The organism is Xanthomonas nasturtii, from assembly GCF_001660815.1.
In the GTDB taxonomy this organism is placed as follows: domain Bacteria; phylum Pseudomonadota; class Gammaproteobacteria; order Xanthomonadales; family Xanthomonadaceae; genus Xanthomonas; species Xanthomonas nasturtii.
This window is the reverse complement of sequence record NZ_LYMI01000050.1, coordinates 1-23,951: the sequence shown is the minus strand read 5'-3', so window position 1 is coordinate 23,951 and position 23,951 is coordinate 1. Positions and strand designations below refer to the sequence as shown.

Sequence of the window (23,951 nt, the reverse complement as noted above, 5' to 3'; positions counted from 1 at the left end):
AAAGACCTCGATAAGAAGCTCATGCGCTACATCCGCCAGTACAACAAAAACCCAAAACCGCTGAAATGGACCTTCGCTGATCCAACTCGACGCATCACATCCGATTCCTCGGATTCAGTGCACTAGGCGATGTCGGCACCGCGTGTGTTGCGCACTGCGCCATGCATGCTGCAGTCTCAGTGGCGACACTGCTGTTGAACACACCCCATGGGGTGTGCACGCGAACTTCATGCGCTTTAGCCAATGACGCTCGATACTGCGCGCATCGTCAGGAGGTCATCCATGGTCTTGCACCGGAATGGGCTGACGTTGTGCCTGCTTGCGCTGACCGTGTTCTTCATTGGTTGCCAGATCTACGCCGGGCTGCATGCGCACAACCACGCGCTGCGCGAACAGGGGTCGCCGGCACTGCTGCGGTCTGCCTACCTGCACAGCCCGCATTTCATGGCTGCCTTGTTCGAAAACTGGGAAAGCGAATTCCTGCAGATGGGCATGTAGGTGCTGTTCACCGTCAAGCTGCGTCAGGTAGGCTCGGCCGAATCGCGGCCGCTCGATCCGGCCGAAGAATGCAGCGACATCAAACCCGGAGCCACTCCCTGGCCGGTACGCGCCGGTGGGGTGTGGCGACGGCTGCATGAGCATTCGCTGGCAATCGCGTTCGGGGCTTCATTCCTGATGAGCTTCGCACTGCATCCGGTCGGCAGTTGGCGGCTGGAGCTTCTGGAGCGCGCGCAGCATCAACGCGCACCCACTTCACGCCATCACCCGGCTTCGTTCACTGCGTTGCAATGCATGCCCGCCTAGCGTTGCATCACGACGAAAACGCAGGAGCAACGCATGGGTAGCGAACCGAAAAAGCCGTGGGGTCCGGAAGACGACCAGAAAAAGCCGTTCACCCCGCAGGAGCGTCGCAATGAAGATGTCGAATGGAAGGTGCACGACATGCCCGACGAAGATCGCGACGTGAACAAGGCCGATCCCGAGCGCGATTACGAGCGGCCGGATGGCTCGGAAAAACGCTGAGGCACCTCAGCAGCATGCCCGTAGCGCCCGCCGATGCGGGCGCTATTCGTTTCTAGCAACGTCCGTGCCTGGCAGCTGAGGTAAGCAGGCCGGCAGCGTCCGCGAAGTCCGGCCATCGCCCCAGCATCGCAGTGCGCTAGCGATGCATCCCATTCCAAGCAGCGGCCAGCCCGTCTGCCGGCTGCGCAGCCGTTTCGTTCGCCGCTCTTGTCCGTCGCATCCCGGACGACTCGCACTACGGCGCCAGCACTCAATGATGATGGTGATAACCCACGTCGGCGGCGATCTTGCCGCGAAAGACGCGGTACGACCACACCGTGTAGCCGAGCACCAGCGGCAGCAGCACCACCAGGCCCACCATCGGAAAGATCTGCGAGGAGGGCGGCGATGCCGCCTGCCAGATGGTGTAGCTCGGCGGCACCAGGTACGGCCACATGCCCAGCACAAGGCCGATAAAGCCCAGCACGAAGATCGCCAGGGTCAGCAGGAAGGGCGATGCATCGCTGCGCGAGCTGTCGCTGCTGCGCCACAGCGCAAGTGCCACCCCCGCGGTGATCAGCGGGATCGGCGACAGCCACCAGAAATTGCCGTGCTCGAACCAGCGCGCCATCACATGCGAGCTCAGGAACGGCAGCCATGCGCTGACCAGCACCACGAAGGTCACCACCACCCCCACCAGCGGCTTGGTCAGTTGCCGCGCCAGGGTGTGGGTACGGCCATCGGTCTTGAGAATCAGCCAGGTGCTGCCGAGCAGCGCATAGCCGAACACCAGCGCGGCACCGGTGAGGATGGTGAACGGGCTGAACCAGCCGAATACGCCGCCGGTGTAGCGCCCGTTTTCCAGTGGCATGCCTTCCACCAGCGCACCCAGGATGATGCCTTGCGCGAACGCGGTCAGGATCGAGCCGGCAATGAACGACAACGTCCACAAGCGACGCGAGCGCTGTGCCTTGAAGCGGAATTCGAACGCCACGCCGCGGAACACCAGCGCCATCACCATCAACAGCACCGGGAGATACAGGCCCGACAGGATCACCGCATACGCGGTGGGAAACGCGGCGAACAGGCCGGCGCCGCCGAGCACCAGCCAGGTTTCGTTGCCGTCCCAGATCGGTGCTGCGGTGTTCATCATCAGGTCCACTTCCTGCTCGTCGCGCGCGAACGGTGCCAGCATGCCCAGCCCCAGCACGAAGCCGTCCAGCACCACGTACATCAGCACGCCGAAGCCGATCACGCCGAACCACACCACCGGCAACCAGTAACTCAGTTCCATGGGGTGTTCTCCTGTTCCAGTGACGTATCGGCTGCCGACAATGGGCGTGCCGGGGTGTGTTCGCCTCCGGCCACGTGCGGACCGTCGCGGCTGGCCTGCGGCCCGGCGCGGACCAGCTTGCTCAGATAAAAGATCCCAAAGCCGAACACGAATGCATAGCCCAACACATACACCAGCAGCGACACCGCCACGGTCGCGGTCGATTGCGGCCCTACTGCATCGGCTGTGCGCAGCAGCCCGTACACCACCCACGGCTGGCGCCCGATCTCGGTGACGAACCAGCCGGCCACCAACGCGACGAATCCGGCCGGCAGCATGATGTTCCAGGCCAGGATCAATGGCCTGACCTGCAGGCGCCCGCGCCACCAGGCAATGGCCGAGACCCAGGCCAGCACCAGCATCGCCATGCCCAGGCCCACCATGATGCGGAAGGCGAAGAACACCGGCGCCACCGGCGGCCGTTGATCGCGCGGCACCGAGGTCAGCGGCGTGATCTCGCCGTCTGCGCTATGGGTCAGGATCAGGCTGCCCAGGCGCGGGATGGCCACTTCGTAATCGTTGCGCTCGGCCTCGGCGTTGGGCAGCGCAAACACCACTAACGGCACGCCGGCGCCATGGCCTTCGCCGTGCCAATGCGCCTCCATCGCGGCAACCTTGAGCGGTTGATGTTCCAGCGTGTTGAGCCCGTGCTGGTCGCCCACCAACACCTGGATCGGCAGCACGATGGCGGCAAAGGCCACAGACAGGCGCAACATGCGCGCGCCCGCATCCACGTGCAGCCCCTTGCGCAGGTAATAGGCGCCAACGCCGCCGACCACGAAGCAGGTGGTGATGAACGAGCCCAGCGCCATGTGCACCAGGCGATACGGAAACGACGGGTTGAAGATGATCTGCATCCAGCTGACCGGCTGCACGATGCCGTTGACCACCTCAAAGCCGCGCGGCGTATGCAGCCAGCTGTTGGACGATAAAATCCAGAACGTGGACACCAGCGTGCCGATCGCCACCATGCAGGTGGCGAAAAAATGCAGGCGCTCGGACACGCGGCCCCAGCCGAACAACATCACGCCCAGGAAACTGGCCTCCAGAAAAAAGGCGGTGAGTACTTCGTAGCTCAATAGCGGGCCGATCACGCTGCCGGCAATGCGGCTCAACTCGGGCCAGTTGGCGCCGAACTGGAAGGCCATCACGATGCCGCTGACCACGCCCATGCCGAACGACACCGCAAAGATCCGCAACCAGAAAAAGTACAGCCGCTTCCACGCCTCGTCGTGCGTGCGTAGCCAGCGCCATTCCAGAAAGCCGAGCAAGTTCGCCAGGCCAATGGTGAAGGCCGGAAACAGCACATGGAACGAGATGACGAAGGCAAACTGGATACGGGACAGCAGCAATGCTTCCACAGGTGTCTCCTAAGAGCGGCTAAACACGATCTCGCGGGCGGTCGTCAGGTCGGTGCGGGCGGCGCGCTCAGCACCGCAGCGTGCGTGTGTTACATGCCGCACCGGGCACTGAGCGCGCCCGTGTGACGGTAGGCGCAGCAGGTTGTTGGCTTCTTCAAGGCCCGGCGGCACGCACTAGCGCTTGCAGGTGCGCTGCCGCATGGCCGCCAGCGTGCTGCGGCAATTGCAATCTGCAGCCGCGGCGCACAACGCAGGCACGCGCACTTGTTAGAGCATGCCGGCCGCATGGCGGTACGGCTGGCGGATGACTGCAAGCCTGCGCGCAGGAGGCAATAAAAAGCGTGATGTGCTGCACGGTGCGCGGTCCTGCCTACGCGTGGGCGACGCTTGCGCATCGCCGCGGCAGCGCATTGCGCAATCAAACGCACCCAGCCGTGCGGCGTGTCATGCCCCGCGTAAATGGCGCAGGCAACGCGGTGCCAGCCAATCGGCGAGTACCGCATTCATCGAGCCGGGCGTCAGGCATAGCGCATCGCGCACTGCCTTGATCACGTCTGCCTCGGTCAACGTGGGCTGCGCGTCATAGGCCGCACAGACTGCGCGAATGGTGTTTTCCGGAATTCCATCGAAAGGGTGATAACCAAGCTGGCCGCGGCGATGCTCGCCACGCCAGTAGTCCAACTCGGTTTGCGCATTGGCTTGCACGGGCGTGGCGACAGCATGCATGGAGCACCTCGTCTCACGGTATGGCGTAAGTATTTGCCGCCACGCGATAGCAATACGTGAGCACAGCTTGCACACGCTCTCCACGCACGAGGCGTAGGCTGTGGGTCACCCGGCGCACCCAACCCCAAGAAATGCAACACGGTCCTCGGATAGATCAAGCGATAGATCAAGCGGCGCCATAGGGGCGTCGGCACACGTCGGCGCACACTGATAGCCTGGTAACGATGCACCACTGCAAGCGAGCTGAGCTGGCGCTCGACCAAGACGGTACTTGCTATTGAACTGGCGTGCGTGCCGCCGCAAACCTTGCACTTCTTGGCGTTTCGTCAGCCTCGAAGCGGCCACCGACCCCGACCATGACGCTTGGCACTGGCGCAATCGAGCGCTTCCGTGCGTACTTCGCTCACCGTTATCAGGGCGAGCTCGACTTGGGGGAGAGCGCCGCACCACTGACAGATCGTGACAGCAGTACGCCTTCCCGATGTGGTGCGCAGGCGCGTTTCGCGCCGCCGTCACAATTCTCAACTGAACATGTATCAGTCATTGCGGACAGAAGCGCCCATGGAACGTCTTTCCTGCGCCATCATCGACGACGACGTGGAGTTTTGCGATCAGGTGGTTGAACTCGCCACCGATAGCGGCTTCCGTGCCAAGGGAATCCACACCCTTGGCGAAGCCAGCCGTTGGCTGGACAGCAACTTTCCCGACCTGTTGGTCGTGGATGTTGGCCTGCCAGACGGCAGCGGTTTCGATCTGATCGAACGGCTCGACCCGGATCACACCCCACAGATCGTGGTGGTGTCGGGCGACTACGCCTGCGAAACCAAGGGCCGCGCGCAGCAGTTCGGGGTTAGCGAATTCCTGACCAAGCCCTTTGCGCCCGAACGCCTGGAGCGTGTGCTCGGCGGGCTGCGCGAAGCGCGACAAGGCAACCTGGGTATCTTCGGCAATAGCGACAGCATCGTGATGCTGCGCAAGGACATCGTGCGTGTGGCGCCGACCGATTTGAATGTGTTGGTCACCGGCGAAACCGGCACCGGCAAGGATCTGGTCGCGCGCGCCATCCACCGCGTGTCCGGCCGCCGCGGCCGCTTCGTGCCGGTGAACTGCGGCGCCATTCCTGAGGAATTGCTGGCCAGCCAATTGTTCGGCCACGAGCGCGGCAGCTTCACCGGCGCCGACCGCCGGCATGCCGGGTTCCTGGAGCAGGCCGCAGGCGGCACGCTGTTTCTGGACGAAATCGGCGAAATGCCCAAGCGCCTGCAGGTATATCTGCTGCGGGCGATCGAGTCGCGCAGCTTCATGCGCGTGGGCGGCAACGAGGAAATTCCGCTGGACGCACGCGTGGTTGCGGCCACGCATCAGCACGTGCAGCGTGACCACGGGGTGCTGCGCGAAGACCTGTTCTACCGCCTCAACGAATACCCGATCCAGGTGCCGCCGCTGCGCGAGCGCCGTGGCGATGCGCGCCTGCTGGGGTTGCGTGTGATCGACGAGCTCAACGTCAAGTACGGCGCGCGCAAGTTGCCGACCAAGTCGCTGCTGCGCTATCTGGCGTACCATGCCTGGCCGGGCAATGTGCGCGAGCTGCGCTCGTTCATCCATTACCTGTATCTGCGCTCCGATGGCGATCTGTTGAGTGCGCCGGATGTGGAGCAGACCGTGCCGCAGGCCGATGAAGAAGGGTTGCTGATTCCTGCCGGCTGGACCATGCGCCAGGCCGAAGACGCCATGATCGAATCGGCGCTGGCACGCACGCGCTTCAACAAAAAGGCCGCCGCGCGCGAACTGGGCATCAGCGTACGCACCCTGCACAACCGGCTCAGCGACAAGGATGCGTAGTGAGTGAGCTACCGCAAGGGCAGCGGCGCGAGCTGCTGCATCAATTGCGCAACCGCCTCAATGTGATGGGTTTTGCGCTGTACGCCTTGCGCAACGAAACATCCAAGCCGCTGGAAACGCTGCGCACCGCGCATCAGTCTGCGGTAGAGCTGCTCAATCAGCTAGGCGAACAGGAGCGCGCCCTGCAGCAGGCAGGCGAGTTGCCGCGGGATGTTCCGCCCCCTGCCAGCAGCGATGGATGATCGGCCAACGCGTCAGTGGTTGGCCAACTCGGTCTGCTTGCTGAGCAAGCTGGTGATCGTGCGCGGGTTGTACGGCTTCATGCAGTACGACAGATGCGCGAAGCGCTTGGGCAGGGTGTAGCGGTCGTAGCCCGAGCAGAACGAGAACGGTACGCCGCGTTCCAGCAGCGCATCGGCCACCGGAAAGACCGCCTGGCCGCGCACATTGACATCCAGCAAGGCGCCATCGATGACCTGACCCGAGGCCACCAGCGAGAGCGCGTCCGGCACATTGCCGACCGGTCCCACCACGCTGACGCCGGCTTCCACCAACAAGTCGTTGAGCGACTCTGCCAACAGATAGTCGTCCTCGACGACAAGAATGCGGCGGCCGGTGAGTATGTGGTCGTGCATGGCAGGCTCCAGGGCGGTGGCACATCAGGCGACGCGCGTACGCATGGTGCGCGTAGCGCAGGTTAACGGCGCGCGTAAGCAGGCGCTTCCAAGACCGGCCTCTGCAAGATCTTTTTGGCACTGCATCAGAGCGACCAGGCAAGGCAAGTGCGCGCTGCCAGGCGGGCGCGGTCGAACCGGCATGTCGCACGCGTAGACGCAGGCTCGTACAGGCCCGGCTGACCAGAGCGCGCTACGCTGTCTGATCCGCTCCAAGCGCTGCATGGCAAGGCGCCGTGCTTTGCGTCATCATCGCCGATTACGCTTGAAATCAGCGCTGCGAACGATGGTGTTGCCATGACCGACGACGAAACTTCCAACGACGATATCGCCCCGGACGCGACGACCCAGCAGCCCTTGTTCGTGCTTGGCGTAGGCGCTGCCGGGCTGGATGCCGGACGCCTGGCGGAATTGCTCGATGCGGTGGCGGGCGCCTCGAACCTGGCCATCATGCTGCTGCTGCGCGACCGCCAGTTGCTGGACGAAGCGCGTCTGCGTGAATTGCTTGGCAGACAGGCCGCGCTGCTGTCGGTGCCCAGCGATGGTGAGCGGTTGCAGCCGGGGCGCTTCTATCTGCCGCCCAGCGAGACCGTGGTGACGCTGGAAGAAGGCCGCATCCGCCTGCGTGCATTGCCCGGTGGCGAAAGCGATCACGGGTTGATCGACGGCTTTTTCGTCTCGATGGCGCACGATCAGGATGGCAACGTGATCGGCCTGATCATGGGGCGCCTGGACGGCGACGGCACGCTGGGCACTGCGGCGATCAAGGAGTGCGGCGGGCTGGCGCTGGCCGTGGACGATGCCTCGCTGCATGGGCTGGATCTGCGTAGCGCCAGCAATCCGGCCGCCATCACCGACGACATCCTGCCGCTGCCGCAGGTTGCGGCGCGTATCGCTGCGCACATGCAGCGCCATCATGGCTTCGGGCATCCGGTGCCGGTGGGGCTGCGCAACGGCAGCGAGAGCGACAAGCTCAGCCAGATTGCCGGCATCCTGCGCAATACCACCGGGCACGATTTTCATGGCTATAAACGCGCCACGTTCCTGCGCCGCGTGCAACGGCGCATGCAGGTCGCGCAGGTGGAAACGCTGGAGCAGTATCTGGAGATCCTGCGTAACCGGTTCGACGAGCCGTTGCAGCTGTTCAACGATCTGCTGATCGGGGTGACCAAATTCTTCCGCGATCGCCGCGAGTTCGAATTTCTGGAACAGCAGGTGATTCCGCGGCTGTTTCAGGGCAAGCACACCGGCGACAGCCTGCGCGTGTGGGTGCTGGGCTGCTCCACCGGCGAAGAAGCCTATTCGCTGGCGATGCTGCTGCGCGAGCATGCCGAAACCCTGGACACCGCCCCGCGCATCCAGATCTTCGCCAGCGATATCGACGGGCGTGCGCTGGCCACCGCGCGGGTGGGGCGGTATGCCTCCAGCATCGTGGGCGAGGTGGCGCCGGAACGCTTGCGGCGCTGGTTCGTCAAGGAAGGCGACACCTACGTGGTGAGCAAGGAACTGCGCGAGCTGTGCGTGTTTTCCCAACACAGCATCGTCAAGGACCCTCCGTTTTCGCGGCTGGATCTGGTGTCCTGCCGCAATCTGCTGATCTATCTGGACGCCGAATTGCAGAACCGGGTAATCCCGATCTTCCACTTCGCCATCCGGCCGGGCGGCTATCTGTTCCTGGGCAACGCCGAAAACGTCTCACGCCACGCGCAGTTCTTCACGCCCGTGGAGCGCAGCTTTCGGGTGTTTCAGCGGATCGATGTGCAAAGCAACGTGCACGCCACGTTCCCGACCATGCAACTTGCGGCCGCTGCCAGGGCGCCGGCGCCACCGCAGCGGCCGCGCAATCCCAGCAATGCGCTGGTGCGTGCCGGCGAACGCATCGCCGACCGCTATGCGCCGGCGTACGCCGTGCTGGACGAGCATTTTGACGTGCTGCATTTCTCCTCGCAGGCGGGGCGTTTCATCCGTCCTGGCGGCGGCACGCCCAGCCTCAACCTGATCAATCTGATCCACCGTGACTTGCGCCTGGACCTGCGTAGCGCGCTCAGTCGCGCCGAAATGGACCGTTCCCCGGTGCACGTCAAGGGGATCCCGGTGCACGAAGATGCGGCGTCCTGGGCGGTGAACCTGTTTGTCGAGCCCACGTCCGATGCGGAAGTTCCGCGCGGCTATGTGGTGCTGTTCCAGGAAGTGGAAGCGCGCGAACCGGTGGAGCCGCCGCTCCCGCGCGACAGCGTGCACGACAGCGGCCATGTGCAAGTGCTGGAAAACGAGCTGCGCATCACCCGCGAGCGCCTGCAGTCGATGATCGAAGAGCTGGAGAGCACCAACGAAGAGCTCAAGTCGTCCAACGAGGAATATCAATCGCTCAACGAAGAACTGCAGAGCGCCAACGAGGAACTGGAAACCTCCAAGGAAGAGCTGCAATCGGTCAACGAGGAAGTGACCACCGTCAACGGCGAGCTGGCCCATCGCGTGCAAGAGCTGGCGCATGCCAACAGCGATCTGAAGAACCTGCTGGAAAGCACCCAGATCGCCACCGTCTTTCTCGACAACGAACTGCGTGTCACCAACTTCACGCCGGCCGTCACCGACATCCTGCCGTTGGTGGAGAGCGACATCCATCGCCCGATCAGCCATATCAAATTGCATGTGGATTACGACGAGCTGCAGGACGATGCGCGCCGGGTCATCCGTACCCTGGCCGTGCTCGATCGCGAGGTCGAAAACCCCACCACGCATGCGCGCTACATGGTGCGCGTGCTGCCGTACCGCACCGTGGACAATTTCATCGGCGGTGCGGTGCTCACCTTCATGGATGTCACCCCGCTCACGCGCGCCGAGCGTGCGCTACGCGGTAGCGAGCAACGCCTGCGTACCTTGATGGAAGGCATTCCGCAGCTGGTGTGGCGCTCGCTCGATGGTGGCCGCTGGACCTGGTCCAGCCCGCAATGGTCCAGCTACACCGGGCAGAGCGATGCCGACAGCCTGGAGCTGGGCTGGTTGCAGGTGGTGCATCCTGACGAACGCGAGCTGACCATGAACGCCTGGCTGGACAGTGCGTCCAAGGGTGGGATGGATATCGAACACCGGCTGTTCAATGCGGCCGAGCATGGCTACCGTTGGTTTCATACGCGCAGCGCGCCGGTCCGCGACGAACGTGGCCAGGTGCTGGAGTGGCTGGGCACCTCCACCGAATCGGACAACTTGCGCCGCCTGCAGGAACAGCAACGCGTGCTGGTGGCCGAGTTGCAGCACCGCACGCGCAATCTGATCACCGTGGTGCAGTCGGTGGCCAAGCAGACCGTGCAGACCAGCCAGAGCATGCCCGAGTTTGCCGGCAAGTTCGACGACCGGCTTGCAGCGCTGTCGCGCGTGCAGGGCTTGCTGTCGCAGTCGGACAATATGCCCACCACCATCGGCGCATTGCTGCGCATGGAGCTGGACGCGCTCGGTGCAGCGGTGGATCAAAAGCGCATCGTGGTGGAAGGCCCGAACGTGGCGCTACGCAAATCCACCGTGCAGACCTTGGCGCTGGCCTTGCACGAACTGGCCACCAACGCGCTCAAGCATGGCGCACTGGCAACGGACAGCGGCACCTTGTCAATCCGCTGGGAGGTGGTGTCCGCCGGTAACACGCCAGCGCGCCTGGTGTTGTTGTGGATCGAAGAAGGTGCGAGCCAGCAGCTGCGCGACGACCGTGATGAAGCCGGCGGGTTCGGTCGCCGCCTGATCGAAAAGGCCTTGCCGTACAGCCATGGCGCGCAGACGCGTTACGAGCTCAGCGACACGCGCCTGGAATGCGAGATCCAGTTGCCGCTCAATCCAGTGAACGATTAGGAGCAGCTTACAAACTTCTGCGCAGTTGGCAGGCGGGCGCGGCAGGCGCTCGGAATCGGTATGGACCACCCGGACACTGCGGTTCCTCCGCGCCGTTCGCACCCACCTGACGACTGCTCGCTACGGTTTGTTAGCCGCGCTACATCAAGGCGTGTGTCGCTGAGTGCGTCAGGTGCCTGCGCGATGTAGTGAAAAAAACCTGCCTATCAAAGTGCATCGCGGCAGATGCAGCAGTGCGCATCGCGTGGCCGAGTGGATGCGTGCTGCCTGCGCCAATAAAGTTGCGTGCAACCATCACTACAATCAGCGCAACGGCCTGGCGCTGAATGCAACAGGCGATTGCGTATCGCAGCGCATGCACGCAGTTGACAGCAGCCTCTGCTGCACGCGCAGAGGCTGCGATGCGCTGCACACGCGCAGCTCACGGAAAATACTGCGCGACGGTGCAGAACCTGCGACCGAATCGGCCTTCGTCGTGCATGCGCCATCGCTGAAACTGCATGAAACGCTTGCGCTGCACGCCTTTGCGAAAGTCGAGAACTTGGCGCGTATTGTGCGTAAGCACTGTAGTCGTCGAGATGCACACGGTGGAGTAATCATGATTACGCGCATTCTTCAGTTGTCCGCCCGCGTGGCGAGCAACGCATGGGTCGAGGTCGGCGTAGGCGCCGATGCCGACATCTTCGTCGCCGACCGCGGCGGCAAACGCGAGGAGCGCGCCACCTTCGGACGGCGCGCGCCAGGACAGCAGCGCTCGATCCATCTGCAGGAACCCGGTTGGCTGGGCGGCGTGGATCTGGCCATCTGGGAAACCCAGCGCTGCGCCATCCCGTTGTGCGGCTTCGTCTGCACCGCGTCGGCAGACGGCACGACTGCCGCAACCTGGTTGAGCCAGGATGGAGGCGCGGTGCATGCGGCCGGATTGCGCAACGTGATGGATATCGGCGGGCGCCTGCAGATGGGATTTTCGTTGCTGGTGGCCTCATCGGCGAGCATGCCTACGCATCGGCCGCTGTGCATCGATGGCGACTTGAGCAAGTGGCTGCAGATGGGCGGTGCCGAAGCGATGCGCCATCTCACGCCCTGGCGGCTGGAGCGTTGCGCCGCTGCTGCAGACGTGCGGCCAGAGTGGGCAAGCGAAACCGGTTCAGCGCAGACTGCGCGGGTGTGAGCGCGCATGCCATGGTTCAACAAACAAAGGGGCCGATCGGCCCCTTTGTCGTTTCAGTCGGCGGTAGTTGATCTGAAATGGCTGGCAACATCGTGAGTAAACCGGTGTGCGGGCATGCTGGCGCTCAGCTGTTGTCCTGCTCGTCAGTGCTGTCGTCCAGGGCGCGTTGCTGCGCCTGGATGTGTTGCTGCTTGCCGTAGGTGCCGCTTTGGCCGAAGTTGGGTTGCGTGCTGCCATCGCGTTCCGGATGGCCGTCGGGTTCGCCTTCGCCCAATCCGCCGCCATGTCCTTGGCCGCGTTGATTGAAGGCTTCGGGCACGCCGTCGCGCGGTGGCTGCGCATCATGGGTGTTTGCAGCAGAGGGATCGTGTCGGCCCTGGCCATCTACCCACGCGTCCGTGCCGTGGCGGCGATAGGCGGATTGACGTTCGTCGTGGGTGTCGAGTCTGGATTTCTCGTTTATGCCAACTTCTGTGCAATGCAATGAAAAAGCCCGGAGCGTGGTCGCCCCGGGCCGGTGATGGGTGCAAGGCACCCATCGGGTTTGGCGCAGCTTGGAACCACTGCGCGGCAACGCGTTGGGAGCCGTGCTCAGCGCTGGATGTCGCCGGTGGTGGAGCCGGCACCCGGGCCTGCGCCCAGGTCGGCACCGGTCACGCGATCCAGCTCTGGATTGGACAGCAGACGTAAGGACATCGCATCCAGTGCCTGCGTCTGCGTGGCGTCCAGCGCCACCGTGGCCGAACCGTCGCCGCCATCGACTGCGGCCTGCGATTCGCGGTCTGCAACAACCTCCCATTGCTCGCCCGCATTCCACGGGCCGACCATGTCGCCTTCGCCCTGCGAGGTGTTGTAGTACGTATCGGTGAAGCGCGGATCGCCCGGCAGCTTGCCCGGCGGGAAATTCGGCTCGATCGAATACAAGGCCTTTTCGAACGACTTCTGATGCGCCACTTCGCGCGTCATCAAAAAGCGCAGCGCATCCACGATGCCCGGATCGTCGGTAACGGTAATCAGCCGCTCATATACCAGCTTGGCGCGTGCTTCGGCAGCGATGTTGGAGCGCATGTCCGCCGTCGGGCAGCCGATGCTGTCCACATACGCAGCCGTCCACGGCACGCCGCTGGAATTGACCAACGCCGGACCACCGCCATACAGAATCTGCTGGGTGTGGCTGGTGCTGTTCTGGGTCATGGTGCGCATCTCCATGGCCTCTTCCATACCCTCTGAGAGCACCGCCTTCGGGCCCTTGTTGAGCATGGCAATGATCGAACCAATGATCTCCAGATGGCTCAATTCTTCGGTGGCGATATCGAACAGCAGGTCCTTGCGGCCCGGATCGTCTTCGCCCAATGCCTGGGTGAAATAGCGCATCGCCGCGGCAAGTTCGCCCTGCGGCCCGCCGAACTGTTCCAGCATCAACGTCGCCAGATCCGGGTTGGGTTGGGCGACGCGAACGGTATACATCAGACGCTTGTTGTGCATGAACATAGGTGGTGCTCCATGGCTGGCACCCGGCAACTACAACCACTCAGGGAGCGTGCAGAGACGTGGGGCTTGGCTCGGGGGGATACCTGCAGGAGTGCAGGCGAAGCAGGGCGGCGGTGCCGCCGTGCGTGGTGACTCAGGCGGCCTTGCTGGCCTTGGATGCCTTTGCGTTGCCGCCTTGCTCGGCGAGCAGGGTCAGCTTCTCGTCGGTGGCTTTTTCTTCTTCCAGCGTGGCCAGCAGCAGCGGCAGCGCGTCTGCATAGCCGAGTTGCTTGGCCATGGCTGCGATGGTGCCGTACGACGCAATTTCGTAGTGCTCCACCTTCTGCGCGCCACCGATCAGTGCGGCATCGCGCACCGGGCCGGCTTCGATTTCATCGATGACTTCGCGGCTTTCCTCCACCAGGCCTTCCATCGCGGCGCACTTGATGCGCTTGAGCTTGATGCCCAACACCTCGACAACCTGGTCGAGCCGTTCGATCTGGCCCTGGGTTTCCTCTAGATGGGTTTCGAAGGCTTCTTTCAGCTTCGGCTCGGTGGCCGCACGTGCAAGACGCGGCAGCGACTTGGTCAGCTGCTTCTCGGCGCTGTAGATGTCCGACAGTTCGTGGATGAAAAGTTCTTCGACAGTCTTGATCGCCATGTGTGGCTCCTTGGGGGTGGTCAGTGAGATAACTACTGCGTGTCATTGCGTGGGCGGTGCCGTCTTGCGTCGTTGCGTTGCGCGGTGACGCGCAGGTGTATCGCTGCATCACAGCCGGTAACTGCGTATGCAGCGAGGTGTGTAACTCATCCGCAGAACATGCTGCGGGCATAGCCCCCGGCGTTCGTTGATGTCACCGTCGTTGTCGATTCGAGCTCAAGGCAGTACTGCGTGATCGCTACGCTAGTCCTGCGAGTGTTAGCGGGATTGGTGGAAACGGTGATCCCGATGCGATGGCGACCTGTGCTGTAGTGCAGGCCGCGTTCGCCGCGTGCGCGATAAGAGCGACGCTGAGTACTGCCCATGCAGCGGCGATGCAGCGTGCAGGGACGCTGCGGCTTCGCATCTACGCAGCACTGCACGCATGCACATGGATGCGTGACAACGCAGACGCATCTCGACGCGAGAGCCAGGCGATGACGCCACTGGACAAGTCGTTACGGCGCGAACTGCAGATCGGCGAGCAGGCATACACCTTGGTCATCGATCCGCAGGGGTTGAAGCTGGTGGAGAAGGGCAAGCGCAAGGGCGTGGCATTGCGCTGGGACGCGCTGGTCAGCGGCGATGCCGCACTGGCCAGCGCATTGCAGGCCTCGCTTGCCGAGCAGTAGTGCAGCGCTGCTGAGCTACTCGCTCAGGTTGCGAACAACCGCGCCAGCTCGCGCACCGCCGCTTCCGATGCTGCGCGATCGGGCCTGGCGTCTGCGTTGTTGAAGTCGTGCGCACCCTGCGATTGCACCAGCAGCCCGTCGCGCCGCGGCACCACGTTGAGATTGTGGCCGCGCCAGACCAGGCCATAGGTGACCTCCGGTTGCGGGATCAGGCGCGCGGTCTGCCCGCGCACCGGGATCACGCTGTCGTCGCCCAGCAGGGCGCGCGCACCGTATCCGGTGGCGTTGATCAGGATCTTCTCGCGCAGATCGCCAAATTGCCGCGGGTGCGCGAACTCCCGCGTATAGAGCTCGCCGCCTGCCTGCAGGAAGTCCTGGAGCAAGAGCCGCGCATAGGCGCTGAGGTTGAAGGTCAGCTGGCTGTAGCGGCGCACGAACGGGACCGGGAACGGGTGGCTGCCGGCCGCCACCGGCTGCGAGCGGGGGCCCAGGTCATGGATGAGTTCGCGCTCCAACGGCGGATAGTCCGGCTCATGCGCTTCGGCAGACGCGACAGGTTGATCGAACGGCACATCCGAGAGCGCGTAGCCATCGCGCCATTCGATCGGCTCGCCGGGCAGGCCCAGCAGGGTTTGATAACGGCGAAACGAAATGCGCGCCATCTCTTCCCAACGCGTCTTGAAATCGGCAGTGGCGTAGTCGCTGGTGCACACGCGCGAGTCCGGCGACCACACGCCGGTGGCATAGAACGAGCGCACATCCGGCAGGCGTTCGCGCGCATAGATGCGCACGCGCAGGCCGGCGCGTTGCGCGACCAGGGCAGTGGTCAGGCCGATCGCGCCACAGCCGATCACCGCCAGCTCGCGCGCATCCGCATCGGCGGCACGCACCAGCCGCAGCGCATGCTCGGCGGCGCCCCACGACAACGACCACCCGCTGCCGCCATGCCCGTAGTTGTGCACCACGGTCTTGCGCCCGATGCGCTCGGCTTCGATCCGCGGCCCCTGTGCACGAAACGGACGCGTGCAACCGTTGATGGCGATGATGCGATCGACCGCGGCGCGCATCGGTGCCAAGGGCGGGGTAGCCGCGAACTGCGTCAGCGAACCGTCCGGCGGCGTCGGCGGCAGCGCAGCGGGCGGCCTGACCAGCGCCTTGTCGGTGGCTGCCCAGCTGGCGGTGGAAGCGGCCGCGAGCGCAACGCCGGCGCTGCGTAAGAAATGACGACGGTGCATGCAACTCCCTGAGTGCTGTGATGGGTGGAGTGATCGCCACGATGCGCCTGGCCACGCTTGCGGCTGCCCGCTGGTGCGGTCTACACATGCCGGCCGCCACAGCGCGGCACCCGAACTGCAGCGTCGACACCCGCAGGCGCCGAGCATAACGCGCGCGTCAGCCGCTGCCGGCGCTGCAGCGCCTTGCGTTTCGCACCGCGATCCTGGCGCTTGGTACCGCGCTGCCGGCCATTCGTCGCCCGGTGCTTTCGCCGCCGCGTGCGCCGGCTATGCTCGCCGCGTGCCAACCCAACGAGTTGCCCGCCTGTGTCTGCCAGCGTCTTGATGATCCTGCGTATCGTGTTCGCCTGGGCCGCCGCGTTGGTGGTGGCCGGGATCATGTGGGCGCAGTTGTTCGGCGCCATCGGCCCGTTCTTCGCCTTGGCCTGCGTGGTCTTGTTGACGCTGGCGTTGATGAGTTCGATCACCCATGTGCGGCGGGTCCGCCTGATCGCCGGGCGACTGGATCACACCACCTTGTCCACCCGTCAGCGCCGCCAGATCGAAGTGCCGCTGGATGTGCAGGCCAGCTTTGCGGTCATGGAAGAGGCGGTGCGTGCGCTGCCGCGCGTGCAGGACATCGAATGCGCGCCGGGCAGCCTGCTGATTCGTGCCAAGGTGCGCCGCATCGACCCGTACGCCGGCCGCCAGCCGTCGCGCTGGAACCTGTTTGCGCGCTTTGCCATCACCCATAACCAGATCCTGGCAACCATCACGCCGGGGCAGGGCACCAGCAGCGTCACCGTGTTGTGCGAGCCCGACGCCGGCGCCTGGGTGGATCTGTTCGCAGTGGACGAAGGCAGCAATTACGAAAACGCCGAGGCGATCAATCGCGCGGTGGTGCGCCGGGTCGGCGAGCAGCGTCGCGACGAACAGGCGGCCGCCGAGCAATCGGTAATGGAAAAGGAACTGGCGGTGGCACGCCTGAATCTGCTGCACGCCCAGGTCGAGCCGCACTTTCTCTACAACACCCTGGCCAGCGCACAGGTGCTGGCGCGCACCGACCCGCCGCGTGCGGACATCATGATCGGCCATCTGATCCAGTACCTGCGCAGCTCGCTGCCCAGCGCCGATGGCGCCATCGCCACCCTTGGCGAAGAACTCGAACGCACCCAGGCGTACCTGGAGATCCTGCGCATCCGCATGGGCGCGCGGCTGGCCTTGCAGGTGGAAGTGCCCTACGAACTGCGTGCGCTGCCGCTGCCGTCGATGATGCTGCAGACGCTGGTGGAAAACGCGATCAAGCACGGGCTGGAAGCCAAGCCCGGCGGCGGCACCGTGTGGATCCTGGCGCGCCGCCACGACGACCATGCCACCCTCACCGTGGCCGACGACGGCCAGGGCTTCAACACGCACAGCCAGGGCACCGGCATCGGGCTGAAGAACCTGCGCGAGCGGCTGCAGCTGATCTATGCCGGCAAGGCCAGCTTTGCCATCGTTTCCAACTTCCCCAGCGGGGTGGCTGCCACCATCAGCCTGCCATTGCCGGCGCAGCTGGTCGCCGCACCCTCGCCGCCGCCGTTGCCTACCGCTGCGGCGCACGCCCCGCAGGTGCAGGCATGAGCGCGTTGCGGGCAGTCGTTGCCGAAGACGAGGCATTGTTGCGGCAGTCGTTGCTGACGCTGCTGGCCGAGGTGTGCCCGCTGCTGCAGGTCGTGGGCGCTTGCGAAGATGGCGCCAGCGCGCTGGAGACCATCGCCGCGCAGCAGCCGGACGTGGTGTTCCTGGATATCCGCATGCCCGGCCTCACCGGTATCAACGTGGCGCGTGCCATGCGTGAGGTCAGCCCGCGTAGCCAGGTGGTGTTCGTCACCGCCTACGACCAGTACGCCATCGATGCGTTCGAACACGGCGCGGTGGATTACCTGCTCAAGCCGATCAGCCGCGAGCGCCTGCAGGCGGCCTGGCAGCGCGTGCAGCAGCGCGCCGCTGCCGGCCAGCCGGATGGCGCGCTGCTGGAGGCCTTGCTGCAGCGTCTGTCGGCGCGCCCGGCGGCGACCAGCGCCGCGCCGCCGCTGGCCTGGCTCACCGCCAGCAGCGGGCGCGAGACCCGCTTGATCGCGCTGGAAGACGTGGCGTATTTCCAGGCCGACCAGAAATACACCACGGTGATGACCTGCGCCGGCGAAGCGGTGCTGCGCACGCCGCTGCGCGAGCTGCTGGAGGTACTGGACCGGCAGGTGTTCAAACAGATCCACCGCTCCACCATCGTCAACATGAAAGCGGTGGCCTCGGTGGTGCGCGACGACACCGGCAAGGGCCGGCTGGCGCTGCGCGGCCGCAGCGAAACGCTCACCGTCAGCCAGCCGTTCATGACCCTGTTCCGCGGCATGTGAGCGCGGCCGGCAAGACGTCGCGCGCGCCGCGCTGGATGCGGACAGCGCGCTCGGAGCCGGAATGCGTGCGTGAGCATTACCTCCAATCCGAACACCGTGCGCGCCCGCCTGATGCCCGCCCATTGCGTTGCCGGCTGTTGCTGATTCCCCCGTTTGCATCGACTGAAAGGACTACCTTCATGCGCCTGATCGCCTCCCTGGTCTACTGCCTGCTCGCCCTGGCCGGCTGCCACGAACGCAATGGCACCACCTCCATTACCCGTGCCACCAGCGACGGCCGCGATGTGATCTTCAGCAAGACCCTGACCACCGCGACCACGACCAACGTGCATTGCCTGGCCAGCGACTCCGGCCACTGCTACTACCTGATCTACGAGGAACAGTGCGCCACCCGCAGCGGCGACGGCGCCAGCGCCAGCGCACCGGCCTGCGCCCGCAAGACCCTGGACAGCTTTGCGCTGACCCCGGGGCAGGTGCGCGAACTGCGCGGCGTCTCGGGTCAGACGCATGCCTGCGTGGACAGTACCGCACCCCGCGCCGACTGCCACGGCTGAGCCAGGAAGGTTGCTGCGCGCATGGGCCTGCGCGCAGATTCGGCGGGACGCGACCGACCAAAACTCCGCCAAGCCTGAATACGCACTGACGGCAAGCGGTCGCTTCTGCGATCATTACCGGCTTGTAGCCGGTTCACGGCGCCCTCACTGCCAGGCTTCTCATGTCCGAACACTCGCTGCGCCGCGACGTTGGCCCCTTCGCCCTCATGCTCACCGGTCTGGGCTCGATCATTGGTTCCGGCTGGTTGTTCGGCGCCTGGCGCGCGGCCGGGCTGGCTGGCCCCGGTGCGGTCTGGGCCTGGGTGCTGGGCGCGGCGATCATCACCACCATCGCGCTGTCCTACGCAGAGTTGGGCGCCATGTTCCCCGAGTCCGGCGGCATGGTGCGCTATAGCCATTACTCGCACGGCTCGCTGGTCGGCTTCATCGCCGGTTGGGCCAACTGGATCGCCATCGTTTCGGTGATCCCGGTCGAGGCCGAGGCCTCGGTGCAGTACATGGCCTCCTGGCCGTGGGCCTGGGCGCAAGGGCTGTATGTACAGGCGCCTGGCGGGGCAGGCGAGTTGTCGGTGCCGGGCCTGCTGATCTCGGCGGTGCTGGTGCTGGTGTATTTCTTCCTGAATTTCTGGAGCGTCAAGCTGTTCGCGCGCTCCAATACCTTGATCACCGTGTTCAAGCTGGTGGTGCCGGCCGCCACCGGCGTGGCGCTGATCGCCAGCGGGTTCCACACCGAAAATTTCAGCGTGGGCATCCACGGCGATGCGCACGTGCTCGACCTGGCTGCGGTGCTCACCGCCGTGGCCACCGCCGGCATCGTCTTCAGCTTCAATGGCTTCCAGAGCCCGGTGAACCTGGCCGGTGAGGCGCGCAACCCGGGCCGCAGCATTCCGTTCGCAGTGCTGGGCTCGATCGCGCTGGCCACGGTGGTCTACGTGATCCTGCAGGTGGCCTACATCGGCGCGGTGCCGCCGGATCTGCTGGCCAAGGCCGGCTGGCACGGCATCGATTTCCGCTCGCCGTTCGCCGAGCTGGCCATCATCGTCAACCTGCACTGGCTGGCGATGCTGCTGTACATCGATGCGTTCGTCAGCCCCAGCGGCACCGGCATCACCTATACCGCGACCACCGCACGCATGGTCTACGGCATGGAAAAGAACGGCACCATGCCGGCGGCGCTGGGCAAGCTGCACCCGGTCTGGGGCGTGCCGCGCATGGCGATGTTCTTCAACCTGGCGGTGTCGTTCGTGTTCCTGTTCTTCTTCCGCGGCTGGGGCACGCTGGCGGCGGTGATCTCGGTGGCCACCATCATTTCCTACCTCACCGGCCCGATCAGCGCGATGGCGCTGCGTCGCCACGCACCGGAACTGCATCGCCCGCTGCGCATCGCCGCGCTGCCGGTGCTGGCCGGGGTGGCCTTCGTGATGGCCACCGAGTTGCTCTACTGGGCGCGCTGGCCGCTGACCGGCGAGATCATCCTGCTGATGGTCGTGGCGCTGCCGGTGTACTGCTACTACCAGGCCAAGCAGGGCTGGCCGGACCTGCGCCGCAACTTGAAGGGCGCGGCCTGGATGATCTGCTACCTGCCGATGATCGCGCTGCTGTCCTGGGCCGGCAGCAGCGATTTCGGTGGCCACGGCTATCTCAGCTACGGCACCGACCTGGCCGTGGTTGCTGCCGTCGGCGTGGTGTTCTACATCTGGGGCGTGCGCAGCGGTTGGCGCACCCCGTCGGTGGAAAAGGCGGTTGCGCAGGCCTGAGTGGGTTGCGCAGTCGGTGCGCTGCCAGCGCGTGCTGGCGGTTGCAGGACGTCCCGGCAACCGGCGCGCACTAGCCGCTGAAAATCAAACAAAAACGGCCGGTGCAGTGCGCACCGGCCGTTTTTGTTTGCAGCCCACGAGCGCTGCGGTGATGTGTTGCCGTTGTACGACCTCATTGCATCGGCATGCCGGGGTTTGTCAGGAATTGACCACCAGCCGCGGCGCGCCATCGAAGCGGTCGAGGTCGCGCAACAATTCGGCATAGCGGCGTAACCGGCCCATTTCACGCATGTTGACGATGTCTTCGTGGCGCAGCTCGCGCTTGGAGCTCACATCCTGCTTGTAGCGCAACACTTCCGGGTAGCTGCGCGTCATGTCCAGCGCATCGGCCACGCACTCGACCGAGTCCGCGTCCGGCGTCAACCGCTCGCGGCTGTTGAAGGCACGCAGCCAGCGCTCGAAACCGGCGCTGTGGTCGAACAGGTCGGCGATGTACCACATCACGAACAGGATCGACGCCCACGAGGTAAAGATGATCACCACGCGGCTGAAGGTCAGGTGGTAATCGTTCTGCCACAGCTGGTGGGTGATGACCCCCAGCAGCACCAGCGAGATCGCCTGCCAGCCGATGATCGAGGCGATCACCCATTGTTTCTTGGCCAACTTGAGCAGCGTGAGCTCTTCGTCCAGCTGCGCGTCGGTCTTGTCGCGCCAGTGAGCCACCTGCTCGTCGAAGGAGAGCCGATGGAGTGCATTGTCCTGCAATAGCAGGCCTAAACCCTGGAACAAAGCGATCATGACAAGCTCCTGACGGTTGGCTGGTACGAACGACTTGCTGCACTGGCCGCGGCCGGTGCCCTGGAGCGCCCGATGCGCCGTGCCATGCACGGACGCTGTCGGACGGCCCTAGTTCTAGCACTTTCGCCGTGCATGGCAATGCCTGAGGCGACCCTATGGCCGCGCAAAGTTGCGCATCCACGCACAAAACGCTGAATTCAGGTGGTTTAGCCGCAATCACGCCAGATCGTGCGTGCGTTGCGTCGCCTCTCTTGTTGCACCGCACACCTGACAGTGCGGCGATGCCTGCGTGACCGAGATGTGGGCCGTGGAGTGGACGGCGCCGTCTGTGCGGACCAGAGCGGCCACCAGAATGACGGCACCGCCGCCGGGAGGACATTGCAGGTGGACGGACCCGGGATTGTGATTCGCGTGTTGGGATCCTTCCGCAGCACCTGGCGCTCTCTGACGATGACGATGACGATGACGATGACGAGCGCCGGCGCTGACGCTTCACTCGCGTGTGCGCGCTCGCTGGCTCGACTGCAACGAACGAGGGCGCAGGTCTGTGCCTAACGGGCGGATGAGGCAGCTGTGCCCGACCAGGCGGATGCTGACGCGGTCGTGCAGGCGCACCCGTATCATCGCCGCATGTCAGCCGTCCTGCGTGCCCTCACCGCCCCCGCCGCCGAACAGATCCGCCGCTGGGTGCTTGGCGCGTTTCCGCATGGTCAGAGCACCATCGAATACGACCAGCCACTGGGCGACCCCGGTATCTTCGGGCCCGACAGCGTCACCTGGCGCATCCACTCCGAATTCCCCGGCATGCTGTCCGGCGGGTTGTGCGCATTGATGCTGTAACTGCTGCACCCGCGCGCGCTGGCCGGGGTCTACGACCATTCCAACTTCCGCGCCGACCTGGTTGGACGGCTACGGCGCACCACCAACTTCGTCGCCGGCACGACCTACGCGCCTCGTGCGGAGGCCGAGCAGTTGATTGCGCGCGTGCGCAACATCCATTCGCATATCCGCGGCCACACTGCCGACGGCGTGCCGTACGAAGCCAACGATCCTGCGCTGCTGACCTGGGTGCATGTCACCCAGGCGTACGGTTTTCTGCAGGGATGCCGGCGCTATTGCCGCGACGTGCCGGGCGCCATCGCCGACCGCTATTACGACGAAGCGCGACGCGTGGCCGAAGCCCTGGGCGCCACCAACGTACCCGCCAGCGAGGCCGAGGTGGACAGGTATTTTGCGTCGGTGCGCGGCCAGTTGCGTATGGACGCACGTTCGCGCGAGGTGCTCGACATCCTCACCAGCATCCAGCTACCGGTGCCCGCCGCAGGCCTGTCGCGCGGCGTGTTTCTTGGCGCGGGCATGGCCTTGTTGCCCGGCTGGGCCAGCGACATGCTCGGCCGCACCACCACGCAACGCGCGCAGGCGCGCGCATCGGCACGTCTGCTACGCGGCCTGTCGCCGCTGTTCCGCACTGCATTACGCGATGGCCTGTCTGCGCGCGGGTGCAGGCGCATGCAAATGCCGCCGGCGATGTTGCTGGAGTGGCCTGACCGGGCGTGATGGTTGCGAGGTTGGGTTGGTTGCGCGTTCTGGAGTGGCGAGCGACATGGCGCGGCCCGGGAGCGGCTCACAAGCGAGGATGCGCGCGGGCGGTAGCGTGATGCGACACCGTACCCTCACCCCAACCCCTCTCCCGAGGGGAGAGGGGCTTTCAGCACCCTGCTGCCGCAGCGGCTAGGTGCAGCGTTGCGTGCAGCATCCTGCATGCCAGCAGCAATCGAACACTAGCCCCTCTCGCGCTGAGGTGAGGGTAAAAAAACTAGCCCCTTATCTCTTGGCGATCTGCCAGATTAGGTGTCGAGAGCCGGCGTGGTCGACCGATAACCCACAGGTCTAAACAACCGCGGGAGAGCGAGGTCGCCACGCCGGGATCTCCTGGCAAACGCCCGAACAGTTGCTGGAGTTGGCACTCGTAACGATCAGGCTGGGCAGCCCAGGAGAGCTCTCGACCCTTGGAGCATAGCGGAGTTTTTCCATGGCATACGGCGTAGGTATCGATGTCAGCAAGCAGTGGTTGGATGTGCATGTGCATGGCTGCAAAGGCGAGCGGCGCTTCCCCAACACGGCGCCAGGTCTGCGCCAGCTGCGCAGCTGGCTGGGACACATGGAGCTGCACCAAGTGGTGCTGGAGGCCACGGGCGGCTACGAACTGGCAGCGTTGGATGCGCTGCATGCGGCCGGCCTGCCGGTGGCGCGTGTGAACCCTCGCCAAGCGCGTGACTTTGCCAAGGCCATCGGCCAACTGGCCAAGACCGACACATTGGATGCGCGTGTGCTGGCGCAGATGGCGATGGTGGTATCACTCACGCCCTACCAGCCGCTGGAAGGCTGGCGCCGTCAGCTGCGCGAGTACCAGCAGCGCCGCACGCAGGTGTTGGCGACGGTGCAGCAGGAGCGCCAGCGGCTGTCTCAACTGACCGATGC

The 23,951-nt window shown here is 64.8% G+C and carries 20 protein-coding genes, 1 other RNA gene and 2 pseudogenes; 14 read left to right on the top strand and 9 right to left on the bottom strand.

The window, feature by feature from the left end; all coding sequences use genetic code 11:
• Nucleotides 1-282: 282 nt before the first annotated feature.
• Nucleotides 283-750 (top strand): annotated as a pseudogene (locus tag A7D16_RS16940) (DUF6766 family protein); the annotation flags it as partial.
• Between the two features lie 87 nt (nt 751-837).
• The gene (locus A7D16_RS16935; RefSeq protein ID WP_064634448.1) at nt 838-1,023 is read left to right on the top strand and encodes a hypothetical protein; all 186 of its coding nucleotides are present in this window, start codon (nt 838-840) and stop codon (nt 1,021-1,023) included.
• A 250-nt stretch (nt 1,024-1,273) separates the two neighbouring features.
• Here the strand turns inward: A7D16_RS16935 and cydB are convergent, their stop codons facing one another.
• The 3 genes from cydB to A7D16_RS16920 form a co-directional block, all read right to left on the bottom strand.
• Complete coding sequence (gene cydB, locus A7D16_RS16930) at nt 1,274-2,296, bottom strand: cytochrome d ubiquinol oxidase subunit II (RefSeq protein ID WP_064634447.1); 1,023 nt, start codon at nt 2,294-2,296, stop codon at nt 1,274-1,276.
• Nucleotides 2,287-3,696 (bottom strand): cytochrome ubiquinol oxidase subunit I, encoded by a 1,410-nt coding sequence (locus A7D16_RS16925; RefSeq protein WP_064634446.1) that lies wholly within the window; start codon nt 3,694-3,696, stop codon nt 2,287-2,289. The genes cydB and A7D16_RS16925 overlap by 10 nt, the downstream gene beginning before the upstream one ends.
• 444 nt (nt 3,697-4,140) lie before the next feature.
• Nucleotides 4,141-4,422: a hypothetical protein gene (locus A7D16_RS16920; RefSeq protein WP_064634445.1), complete on the bottom strand. Its 282-nt coding sequence runs from the start codon at nt 4,420-4,422 to the stop codon at nt 4,141-4,143.
• 561 nt (nt 4,423-4,983) lie between these two features.
• On the opposite strand from A7D16_RS16920, the gene A7D16_RS16915 reads away from it, so the two are divergent.
• Nucleotides 4,984-6,264: a sigma-54-dependent transcriptional regulator gene (locus A7D16_RS16915; RefSeq protein WP_064634444.1), complete on the top strand. Its 1,281-nt coding sequence runs from the start codon at nt 4,984-4,986 to the stop codon at nt 6,262-6,264.
• Nucleotides 6,264-6,506 (top strand): hypothetical protein, encoded by a 243-nt coding sequence (locus tag A7D16_RS16910; protein ID WP_064634443.1) that lies wholly within the window; start codon nt 6,264-6,266, stop codon nt 6,504-6,506. The genes A7D16_RS16915 and A7D16_RS16910 overlap by 1 nt, the downstream gene beginning before the upstream one ends.
• Before the next feature lie 12 nt (nt 6,507-6,518).
• Here A7D16_RS16910 and A7D16_RS16905 read toward each other — a convergent pair whose 3' ends face one another.
• The gene (locus A7D16_RS16905; RefSeq protein ID WP_064634442.1) at nt 6,519-6,899 is read right to left on the bottom strand and encodes a response regulator; all 381 of its coding nucleotides are present in this window, start codon (nt 6,897-6,899) and stop codon (nt 6,519-6,521) included.
• A gap of 336 nt (nt 6,900-7,235) precedes the next feature.
• On the opposite strand from A7D16_RS16905, the gene A7D16_RS16900 reads away from it, so the two are divergent.
• The 3 genes from A7D16_RS16900 (at nt 7,236) to A7D16_RS16890 (ending at nt 11,949) form a co-directional block, all read left to right on the top strand.
• Nucleotides 7,236-10,778, top strand: a complete 3,543-nt coding sequence (locus A7D16_RS16900) for a CheR family methyltransferase (RefSeq protein ID WP_064634441.1) — start codon at nt 7,236-7,238, stop codon at nt 10,776-10,778.
• A 60-nt stretch (nt 10,779-10,838) separates the two neighbouring features.
• Nucleotides 10,839-10,914, top strand: a non-coding RNA gene (locus A7D16_RS16895) — sX9 sRNA.
• Nucleotides 10,915-11,376: 462 nt separating this feature from the next.
• Nucleotides 11,377-11,949 (top strand): hypothetical protein, encoded by a 573-nt coding sequence (locus A7D16_RS16890; RefSeq protein WP_064634452.1) that lies wholly within the window; start codon nt 11,377-11,379, stop codon nt 11,947-11,949.
• Between the two features lie 124 nt (nt 11,950-12,073).
• Here A7D16_RS16890 and A7D16_RS16885 read toward each other — a convergent pair whose 3' ends face one another.
• From A7D16_RS16885 to A7D16_RS16875, 3 genes are all read right to left on the bottom strand, one after another.
• Complete coding sequence (locus A7D16_RS16885; RefSeq protein WP_064634451.1) at nt 12,074-12,412, bottom strand: hypothetical protein; 339 nt, start codon at nt 12,410-12,412, stop codon at nt 12,074-12,076.
• A 128-nt stretch (nt 12,413-12,540) separates the two neighbouring features.
• The gene (locus A7D16_RS16880) at nt 12,541-13,440 is read right to left on the bottom strand and encodes a manganese catalase family protein (protein ID WP_064634440.1); all 900 of its coding nucleotides are present in this window, start codon (nt 13,438-13,440) and stop codon (nt 12,541-12,543) included.
• A gap of 133 nt (nt 13,441-13,573) precedes the next feature.
• The gene (locus A7D16_RS16875) at nt 13,574-14,080 is read right to left on the bottom strand and encodes a YciE/YciF ferroxidase family protein (protein WP_064634439.1); all 507 of its coding nucleotides are present in this window, start codon (nt 14,078-14,080) and stop codon (nt 13,574-13,576) included.
• A 476-nt stretch (nt 14,081-14,556) separates the two neighbouring features.
• Between A7D16_RS16875 and A7D16_RS16870 the strand changes: the two genes are divergently transcribed.
• Nucleotides 14,557-14,751 (top strand): hypothetical protein, encoded by a 195-nt coding sequence (locus A7D16_RS16870; RefSeq protein ID WP_064634450.1) that lies wholly within the window; start codon nt 14,557-14,559, stop codon nt 14,749-14,751.
• Nucleotides 14,752-14,774: 23 nt separating this feature from the next.
• Here the strand turns inward: A7D16_RS16870 and A7D16_RS16865 are convergent, their stop codons facing one another.
• Nucleotides 14,775-15,986 carry an FAD-dependent oxidoreductase gene (locus A7D16_RS16865; RefSeq protein ID WP_064634438.1) on the bottom strand — a complete coding sequence of 404 codons (1,212 nt, stop codon included), beginning with the start codon at nt 15,984-15,986 and terminating at the stop codon, nt 14,775-14,777.
• Nucleotides 15,987-16,292: 306 nt separating this feature from the next.
• Here A7D16_RS16865 and A7D16_RS16860 point away from each other — a divergent pair, with 306 nt between their 5' ends.
• The 4 genes from A7D16_RS16860 (at nt 16,293) to A7D16_RS16845 (ending at nt 20,672) form a co-directional block, all read left to right on the top strand.
• Complete coding sequence (locus tag A7D16_RS16860) at nt 16,293-17,588, top strand: sensor histidine kinase (protein WP_064634437.1); 1,296 nt, start codon at nt 16,293-16,295, stop codon at nt 17,586-17,588.
• Entirely contained in the window at nt 17,585-18,361 is a 777-nt protein-coding gene (locus A7D16_RS16855) for a LytR/AlgR family response regulator transcription factor (RefSeq protein WP_064634436.1), read from the top strand. The genes A7D16_RS16860 and A7D16_RS16855 overlap by 4 nt, the downstream gene beginning before the upstream one ends.
• 179 nt (nt 18,362-18,540) lie before the next feature.
• Nucleotides 18,541-18,915 carry a hypothetical protein gene (locus A7D16_RS16850; protein WP_064634435.1) on the top strand — a complete coding sequence of 125 codons (375 nt, stop codon included), beginning with the start codon at nt 18,541-18,543 and terminating at the stop codon, nt 18,913-18,915.
• A 161-nt stretch (nt 18,916-19,076) separates the two neighbouring features.
• Complete coding sequence (locus tag A7D16_RS16845; RefSeq protein WP_064634434.1) at nt 19,077-20,672, top strand: APC family permease; 1,596 nt, start codon at nt 19,077-19,079, stop codon at nt 20,670-20,672.
• Between the two features lie 198 nt (nt 20,673-20,870).
• Here A7D16_RS16845 and A7D16_RS16840 read toward each other — a convergent pair whose 3' ends face one another.
• On the bottom strand, nt 20,871-21,470 hold the full coding sequence (locus A7D16_RS16840; RefSeq protein WP_064634449.1) for a hypothetical protein: 600 nt from the start codon (nt 21,468-21,470) through the stop codon (nt 20,871-20,873).
• 630 nt (nt 21,471-22,100) lie between these two features.
• Here A7D16_RS16840 and A7D16_RS16830 point away from each other — a divergent pair.
• Both A7D16_RS16830 and A7D16_RS16825 read left to right on the top strand, forming a co-directional pair.
• A pseudogene (locus A7D16_RS16830) lies at nt 22,101-23,027 on the top strand (oxygenase MpaB family protein).
• Between the two features lie 475 nt (nt 23,028-23,502).
• The coding region (locus A7D16_RS16825) for an IS110 family transposase (protein ID WP_153043182.1) at nt 23,503-23,951 on the top strand (449 nt) is incomplete at its 3' end.

Bases quoted from the DNA above. Each gene is read 5' to 3' on its own strand.
- A7D16_RS16935 (WP_064634448.1), top strand. From the start codon at position 838: ATGGGTAGCGAACCGAAAAAGCCGTGGGGTCCGGAAGACGACCAGAAA.
- cydB (WP_064634447.1), bottom strand. From the start codon at position 2,296: ATGGAACTGAGTTACTGGTTGCCGGTGGTGTGGTTCGGCGTGATCGGC.
- A7D16_RS16920 (WP_064634445.1), bottom strand. From the start codon at position 4,422: ATGCATGCTGTCGCCACGCCCGTGCAAGCCAATGCGCAAACCGAGTTG.
- A7D16_RS16915 (WP_064634444.1), top strand. From the start codon at position 4,984: ATGGAACGTCTTTCCTGCGCCATCATCGACGACGACGTGGAGTTTTGC.
- A7D16_RS16905 (WP_064634442.1), bottom strand. From the start codon at position 6,899: ATGCACGACCACATACTCACCGGCCGCCGCATTCTTGTCGTCGAGGAC.
- A7D16_RS16900 (WP_064634441.1), top strand. From the start codon at position 7,236: ATGACCGACGACGAAACTTCCAACGACGATATCGCCCCGGACGCGACG.
- A7D16_RS16890 (WP_064634452.1), top strand. From the start codon at position 11,377: ATGATTACGCGCATTCTTCAGTTGTCCGCCCGCGTGGCGAGCAACGCA.
- A7D16_RS16880 (WP_064634440.1), bottom strand. From the start codon at position 13,440: ATGTTCATGCACAACAAGCGTCTGATGTATACCGTTCGCGTCGCCCAA.
- A7D16_RS16875 (WP_064634439.1), bottom strand. From the start codon at position 14,080: ATGGCGATCAAGACTGTCGAAGAACTTTTCATCCACGAACTGTCGGAC.
- A7D16_RS16870 (WP_064634450.1), top strand. From the start codon at position 14,557: ATGACGCCACTGGACAAGTCGTTACGGCGCGAACTGCAGATCGGCGAG.
- A7D16_RS16865 (WP_064634438.1), bottom strand. From the start codon at position 15,986: ATGCACCGTCGTCATTTCTTACGCAGCGCCGGCGTTGCGCTCGCGGCC.
- A7D16_RS16855 (WP_064634436.1), top strand. From the start codon at position 17,585: ATGAGCGCGTTGCGGGCAGTCGTTGCCGAAGACGAGGCATTGTTGCGG.
- A7D16_RS16850 (WP_064634435.1), top strand. From the start codon at position 18,541: ATGCGCCTGATCGCCTCCCTGGTCTACTGCCTGCTCGCCCTGGCCGGC.
- A7D16_RS16845 (WP_064634434.1), top strand. From the start codon at position 19,077: ATGTCCGAACACTCGCTGCGCCGCGACGTTGGCCCCTTCGCCCTCATG.
- A7D16_RS16840 (WP_064634449.1), bottom strand. From the start codon at position 21,470: ATGATCGCTTTGTTCCAGGGTTTAGGCCTGCTATTGCAGGACAATGCA.